This is a genomic window from Microbacterium sp. (assembly GCF_031178525.1).
Taxonomy (GTDB): Bacteria; Actinomycetota; Actinomycetes; order Actinomycetales; family Microbacteriaceae; genus Microbacterium.
In genome coordinates, this window is sequence record NZ_JAPSJA010000148.1 from 1 (window position 1) to 6,256 (window position 6,256).

Here is a 6,256-nt window from a genome sequence, read left to right on the forward strand (position 1 = left end):
TGTTGCCTGCGCGCCTGCTCGACGTCGACGGTCGGATCTTCCGCGTGTGGTCGTCGCACCGGGCGGACGCGGAAGTCACGTTCCTGCTCGTGCACGGGATCGGCATCTCCCATCGGCTGTTCTCACGGCTGCACGGCGTGCTGAGTGCGCGCCACACCGTCCACACTCTGGATCTGCCGGGATTCGGCGGGCTGCCCAAGCCGGAGGACTCGCCCGACGTGGCCGAGATGGCGGCGGGTATCGCGACGGTGCTGGAGCGGATCGGTGCCGGACCGGTCGTCGCCGTCGGCAACTCGATGGGCTCGCAGTGGGTCGTCGAACTCGGGGCACAGCGCCCCGATCTGGTGAGCCACGTGGTGACGATCGGTCCGGTCGCGGACGCACGCCACCGGACGGCGCTCGCACAGGGTGTCGCACTCGCGTCCGACACGCTCCGCGAGTCGCCGACTGCGAACGTCCGTGTCCTGATGGAGTACGCACGCGCGGGGATGCACTGGTACCTCCGTCAGCTGCCCCACATGCTCGCGTACCGGATCGAGGAACGCGTGGCCGACCTCACGCAGCCGCTGCTCGTGCTGCGCGGCGGGCGGGATCCGATCGCGGGGCGCGAGTGGTGTCGCCGCCTGCGGGACACAGCCCGGCGGGGACGGATGGTCGAGGTGGTGCGGCAGCCTCATCTCGCGCAGCACACCGCCCCGCACGCGACCGCCGCAGCACTCGAGTGGTTTCTCGAGGAGGAGGAAGCGTGACGAGGGTCCTGCAGCGGCTCGGCTGGTGGGCGGCCGATTACACCTACGCGGCCGTGTGGCAGGCACGCTCGTTCGCGAACCGGACGGATCCGCTGTGGTTCCGCTCCGGCGATGGCACGCCGATCGTGATCGTCCCCGGCGTGTACGAGTCATGGAAGTTCCTGCAGCCGCTCGTCGTCGCGCTGCACGAGCGCGGGCACCAGGTGCATCTTCTCGACCCGCTGCGGCATAACCGTCAGCCCGTGGCGGACGGCGCCCGGATCGTCGTCGACTACCTCGAGCGACACGACCTGAACGATGTCGTGATCGTCGCCCACAGCAAGGGCGGTCTGATCGGCAAACACGTCATGGCACTGGGGCCGGCGACGCAGCGGATCCACGGCATGGTCGCGGTCGCATCCCCGTTCGGCGGCTCCCGCTACGCGCAGCTGATGATGACGCCGACCCTGCGCAGCTTCTCGCCGCGCGACGCGACCATCCAGGCGCTCGCGCGCGAGACGGCCGTGAACGCGCGGATCGTGTCGATCTACGGGCGATTCGACCCCCACATCCCCGGCGGCAGCGAGCTCGTCGGCGCCCACAACGTCGTCCTGGAGACGGGCGGCCACTTCCGGATACTCGCCCATCCGCGGGTGATCGCCGAGGTCGCGGCCATGGCGGAGCGCACCTGATCGGCAGGATGCTGCGCATCTCGACCGTGAACCCACGAGACGCCTGCTCGCCCCACCGTGTGAAATGGAGGCATGACCAGCGCCCTCGTCGTGATCGACATGCAGCAGGGGTTCCTCGATCGGTACTGGGGACCCACCACGAACCACCCGCAGTGCGAGGACAACGTCGCCCGCCTGATCGCGCACTGGAGCGCGCAGGGCGACCCCCTCGTGGTCGTGCGGCACGACAGCGTCCATCCCGGCTCTCCCCTGCACCCAGCCACCCCGGGTAACGCGCTGATGGATGCGGTGGCCGCCGTCGATGCCGATCTGCTCGTCACGAAGACGGTGAACTCGGCGTTCTACGGAGAACCCGATCTCGAGGCGTGGCTGCGTGGCGCGGCTATCTCGCGGCTCGTGCTGTGCGGCATCCAGACGAACATGTGCGTCGAGACCACGGCGCGGATGGGAGGCAACCTCGGATTCGACGTCGTGGTGGCGCTGGATGCGACCCGCACGTTCGACCTCGCGGGACCCGACGGCACCGTGACTCCGGCGGAAGCGCTCATGGCGGCCACCGCGACCAACCTGCACGGCGGCGGCTTCGCGACGATCGCCACGACCGCCGATCTGACCGGCCAGACGGCATGACTGTTCACCAGCTGCGCGTCGTGGTCGAGGTGGAGGACTACGACGCGGCCCTGCGGTTCTACCGCGACGTGCTCGGGCTCGCCGAACAGGAGTCCTTTCACGGCGACGAGGGCGCGCGCGTGTCGATCCTGGATGCCGGTCGTGCGACGCTCGAGCTGTCGAACCCCGCGCAGGTCCGGATGATCGACCGCGTCGAGACGGATGGCGACCCCAGCGACCGGATCCGGCTGGCCTTCGAGGTCGACGACACGGCCGCGACGACCGACACCCTGGCATCGGCGGGAGCGACCGTCACGGCGACGCCGCGCGCGACGCCGTGGCGCTCGCTCAACGCGCGCCTCCGGGCCCCGGGTGACCTTCAGGTGACCCTGTTCCAGGAGCTCGAAACGCTCGAGGAACGAGCGGCGCACGCCGGCTTCCGCACCGAGCCGGATGCCGCCACGGTCGTGCCGGATCTCGAGGGGGAGCTGTGGGCTGCGACACCACTGTCGGACTCCCCCCGCGTCGCGCAGCTGCTCGCACCGGAGTTCACGGGGATCGACGAGGCGGGACGCGTTCGGGATCGTGCCGACGTCGTCGAACTCCGCCCCCACGGCACGAAGAAGGCGCCCGACATGGTGGATGTCGAGGGCCACGTGATCGCGGATGACGTGGTGCGCGTGACGTGGACGTCCATGAGCGCGGGGCAGCGCGCGCGCCGCAGCTCGCTGTGGCGCCGGGATCCGGAGGGGTGGCGCCTCGTGCACCACCAGGCGACGCCGCTGACCTGACCGGCCGCCTCTTCCCACGGGCTGGCGACGATGTCCGTCACGGCCAGCGCGGCTTTGTCCGTGGTGGCTCCTAGGCTCACGCGCATGTACGAGTCACCAGAGGAGATCCAGGCGCTGCAGCGGCTGCTCGACGATTCGCATCGCCGCGGCACGGCGCATCTGCGCGCGATCATCAGCGGCGACCACGTCCTCGATGCGACACAGCTCGTCGGGACATTGGACGGCATGAAGGTGCTCGCGCTGTCCACGGTCACGGCGAAGGGGGAACCACGGGTCAGCGCGGTCGACGGCCACTTCCTGCACGGCCGATGGACCTTCGGCACCGACGGCCGCGCGGCGAAGGCACGGCACATCGCCGCGCGCCCGGCGGTGAGCGCCGCGCACCTCGACGGTGAGAGGCTCGGCGTGTTCTGTCACGGCACGGCGGTCCGGCTCACGCCAGAGGATCCCGCATGGCAGGCGACCCTCGCGCACTGGACAGGCCACTACGGCTCCGACCCGACGACGTGGGGCGACGACATCCGCATGTACCGGATCGAGCCGTCGTTCATGGTGGGGTACCGCGGGGCGGCGCGAATGAATGACCTCTCGCCACGGCTGCGCGCGGTGATCGAGGCCCTGCCGCTCCGGTCCGGCCTGCGCGTGCTCGAGATCGGCGGGGCGCCGGGGACCGCGGCGCGCGCGGTCGCCGCCGCCGTCGGGGACACCGGGCACGTACTGGTCGTCGATCGGTCGGCGACGGGGATCGCTCGCACCGAGAGGAACTGCCGCGCCGAGATCGAGCGCGGCGTGATCAGCGTGCTCGTCGATCGGGTGGAGGACCTCCAACTGCCACCCGGCACGGCGCCCTTCGACCTCGTCTTCGCCTGCCGGGTCGGCGTGCTCGACGGTCGGCACCCGCGCGAGCATCCCTCCGCGATCGCGCGGTTGCGCGCTGCCACCGTCCCCGGCGCGCGGCTGTTCGTCGATACCGGTTCGCCGCTCGACGAGATCGACCTGCACGAGCCGCCGCTGCCGCGGGCGGCTCCCGGCGGCCGCTGACGCTCAGCGCCAGCCGAGCGCCGGCGCGACCTCGGTCAGGATCGACTCGATCAGGTGGGTGTTGTAGTCGACACCCAACTGGCTGGGAATGGTGATCAGGAGCGTGTCCGCCTCGGCGACCGCCTGGTCGCGCCGCAGCTCCTCGATCAGGACATCCGGCTCCGCAGCGTACGAGCGTCCGAAGATGGCGCGGGTACTGGCGTCGATGTAGCCGATCTGGTCCTCATGGTCCCCACCGCCGACGAAGTACCGGCGGTCGCGGTCATCGGTGATCGCCACGATCGAACGGGACACCGACACGCGGGGCTCGAAGCCCCAGTCGTGCGCGGCCCACTCCTCGCGGAACAGCCGGATCTGCTCCGCCTGCTGCACGTGGAAGGCCTCGCCCGTCTCGTCGTTCTTGAGCGTCGAGCTCATCAGGTTCATGCCGCGCTCGGCCGCCCAGACGGCCGTGGCATTCGATCCCGCTCCCCACCAGATGCGCTGGCGCAGTCCCTCACTGTGCGGCTCGAGCCGCAGCAGGCCGGGCGGGTTGGGGAACATCGGACGCGGATTCGGCTGCGCGAAGCCCCGTCCCTCCAGCAGCTGAAGCAGCAGCTCGGTCTTGCCACGCGCCATCTGCGACCCGTCCGGATCGTCCTCCGCGCTGCCGTAGCCGAAGTGCTTCCATCCATCGATCACCTGCTCCGGTGAACCCCGGGAGATGCCGAGCTGAAGGCGGCCTTCAGAGATCAGATCCGCCGAGCCGGCGTCCTCGACCATGTACAGCGGGTTCTCGTAGCGCATGTCGATCACGCCCGTGCCGATCTCGATGCGCGAGGTCTTCGCGCCGACGGCGGCGAGGAGCGGGAAGGGCGAGCTCATCTGCCGCGCGAAGTGGTGCACCCGGAAGTACGCGCCGTCCGCGCCGACGTCCTCGACCGCCTGGGCGAGATCGATGGACTGCAGCAGCATGTCGCTCGCGCTCCGCGTGCCGGACTCGGGATGCGGCGTCCAGTGACCGAAGGACAGGAACCCGATCTTCTTCACGACGGGTCCAACCCCTCGGTGGCGTGAGTCATTCCGCCGGGTCGCAGCTCCTGCCACTCGGCGAACTTGGCCACGCGGCCATCCCCGGACGAGGTGCGCGTCAGCCGACGCCGCAGCCAGGGGCCCACGTGCGTACGGTAGTACGCCGCACCGCGCAGCCGCACGCCCGAGTCGTCGAACGGCAGCGACCACCACTGCGGATCCGGCTGCAGCCCGAGCGCCGTCAGGACGCGCGCGGCGACTCGATGATGGCCGCGCGTGTTCATGTGCAGGCGGTCCTGCGACCAGTACGGCGCGCGGGCCAGCTCGCGATCCGGCCAGTTCAGGGCGCGGACGACATCGTCCCGTCCCCCCACGCGCGCCTCGACGGCGGCGGACAGCTGATCGCCACGGCGCCGGATGAGACCGCCGAGCGGAAGGCCCTCGGTGGGATCGGCGCCCGACAGCAGGATCAGCGTGACCTGCTCCTCGTCACAGCGGCGCAGCACGTGGGAGAACGCGTCCGCGATGCGCGAGATCGGGGTGCGCGGCCGAAGCATGTCGTTGCCTCCGCCGTTGAACGACAGATGCGTGGGCTTGAGCGCGAGCGCGGCTTCGAGCTGCTCCTCGACGATCGGCCAGGCCAGCCGACCGCGAATGGCGAAGTTTGCGTAGCGGATCGGTTCGCCGAGCGCATCGGCCCACCCCTGCGCGGCGAGGTCCGCCCAGCCGCGCGGCGTGCCGTCCGGCAGCTCGTCCCCCACGCCCTCCGTGAAGGAGTCCCCTATCGCCGCGTAACGCACGTCCGCCATGGCGGCAGTCTATGCCGCGGCTCGCATACGGAACGGCTCAGCCGACCGGCATCCGCTCCTCGAGCGCGGCGCCCTTCCGCTCCGCGAGCGGGATCGCGCCGAGCGCGGCGATCGCGAAGAAGACCGAGAACACCGTGAACAGCAGGGGTGCGCCGCCGACGCCCATGGCCCAGGGTACGAACAGCGGCGCGACGATCGATGCGATGCGCCCGACCGCCGCCGACCAACCCGCGCCGGTCGCCCGCAATGCGGTCGGATACAGCTCGGGCGTCACGGCATAGAGGGCGCCCCACGCGCCCAGGTTGAAGAAGGACAGGGCCATGCCCGAGGCGATGATCTGCCACACCTCCGTCGATCCGCCGAACAGGATCGCCGCGATCGCGGAACCGGCGAGGAACGTCGCGAGCGTCGCGCGACGCCCCCACACTTCGATCAGCCAGGCCGCGATCGCGTAACCGGGCAGCTGGGCCAGCGTGATGATGAGCGTGAAGCCGAACGAGCGCACCAGGTCGAAGCCCTGCGCGAACAGGATCGACGGGATCCAGATGAAGGCGCCGTAGTAGGAGAAGTTCACG

At 70.5% G+C, this 6,256-nt stretch carries 8 protein-coding genes; 5 read left to right on the forward strand and 3 right to left on the reverse strand.

Annotation, left to right across the window (positions count from 1 at the left end; genetic code table 11):
• From RIF89_RS09870 to RIF89_RS09890, 5 genes are all read left to right on the forward strand, one after another.
• Positions 1–749: alpha/beta fold hydrolase (locus RIF89_RS09870; protein WP_309068944.1), on the forward strand; the 749-nt coding region annotated here is incomplete at its 5' end.
• Complete coding sequence (locus RIF89_RS09875; RefSeq protein WP_309068945.1) at positions 746–1,420, forward strand: alpha/beta hydrolase; 675 nt, start codon at positions 746–748, stop codon at positions 1,418–1,420. The genes RIF89_RS09870 and RIF89_RS09875, both read left to right, overlap by 4 nt.
• Positions 1,421–1,492: 72 nt before the next feature.
• Positions 1,493–2,050, forward strand: a complete 558-nt coding sequence (locus RIF89_RS09880; RefSeq protein ID WP_309068946.1) for a cysteine hydrolase family protein — start codon at positions 1,493–1,495, stop codon at positions 2,048–2,050.
• The gene (locus tag RIF89_RS09885; RefSeq protein WP_309068947.1) at positions 2,047–2,820 is read left to right on the forward strand and encodes a VOC family protein; all 774 of its coding nucleotides are present in this window, start codon (positions 2,047–2,049) and stop codon (positions 2,818–2,820) included. The genes RIF89_RS09880 and RIF89_RS09885 overlap by 4 nt, the downstream gene beginning before the upstream one ends.
• A gap of 84 nt (positions 2,821–2,904) precedes the next feature.
• Complete coding sequence (locus RIF89_RS09890) at positions 2,905–3,861, forward strand: pyridoxamine 5'-phosphate oxidase family protein (RefSeq protein ID WP_309068948.1); 957 nt, start codon at positions 2,905–2,907, stop codon at positions 3,859–3,861.
• A gap of 3 nt (positions 3,862–3,864) precedes the next feature.
• Here RIF89_RS09890 and RIF89_RS09895 read toward each other — a convergent pair whose 3' ends face one another.
• The 3 genes from RIF89_RS09895 to RIF89_RS09905 form a co-directional block, all read right to left on the reverse strand.
• The gene (locus RIF89_RS09895; RefSeq protein WP_309068949.1) at positions 3,865–4,890 is read right to left on the reverse strand and encodes an LLM class flavin-dependent oxidoreductase; all 1,026 of its coding nucleotides are present in this window, start codon (positions 4,888–4,890) and stop codon (positions 3,865–3,867) included.
• A complete protein-coding gene (locus RIF89_RS09900; RefSeq protein ID WP_309068950.1) occupies positions 4,887–5,681 on the reverse strand; it encodes an SGNH/GDSL hydrolase family protein in 795 nt (264 codons plus the stop codon). The genes RIF89_RS09895 and RIF89_RS09900 overlap by 4 nt, the downstream gene beginning before the upstream one ends.
• A 37-nt stretch (positions 5,682–5,718) precedes the next feature.
• Positions 5,719–6,256 (reverse strand): MFS transporter (locus RIF89_RS09905; protein ID WP_309068951.1); only part of this gene is annotated, 538 nt, incomplete at its 5' end.

Excerpts from the sequence above, each read along its gene's own strand:
- RIF89_RS09880 (WP_309068946.1), top strand. The coding sequence starts at position 1,493 with ATGACCAGCGCCCTCGTCGTGATCGACATGCAGCAGGGGTTCCTCGAT.
- RIF89_RS09885 (WP_309068947.1), top strand. The coding sequence starts at position 2,047 with ATGACTGTTCACCAGCTGCGCGTCGTGGTCGAGGTGGAGGACTACGAC.
- RIF89_RS09890 (WP_309068948.1), top strand. The coding sequence starts at position 2,905 with ATGTACGAGTCACCAGAGGAGATCCAGGCGCTGCAGCGGCTGCTCGAC.
- RIF89_RS09900 (WP_309068950.1), bottom strand. The coding sequence starts at position 5,681 with ATGGCGGACGTGCGTTACGCGGCGATAGGGGACTCCTTCACGGAGGGC.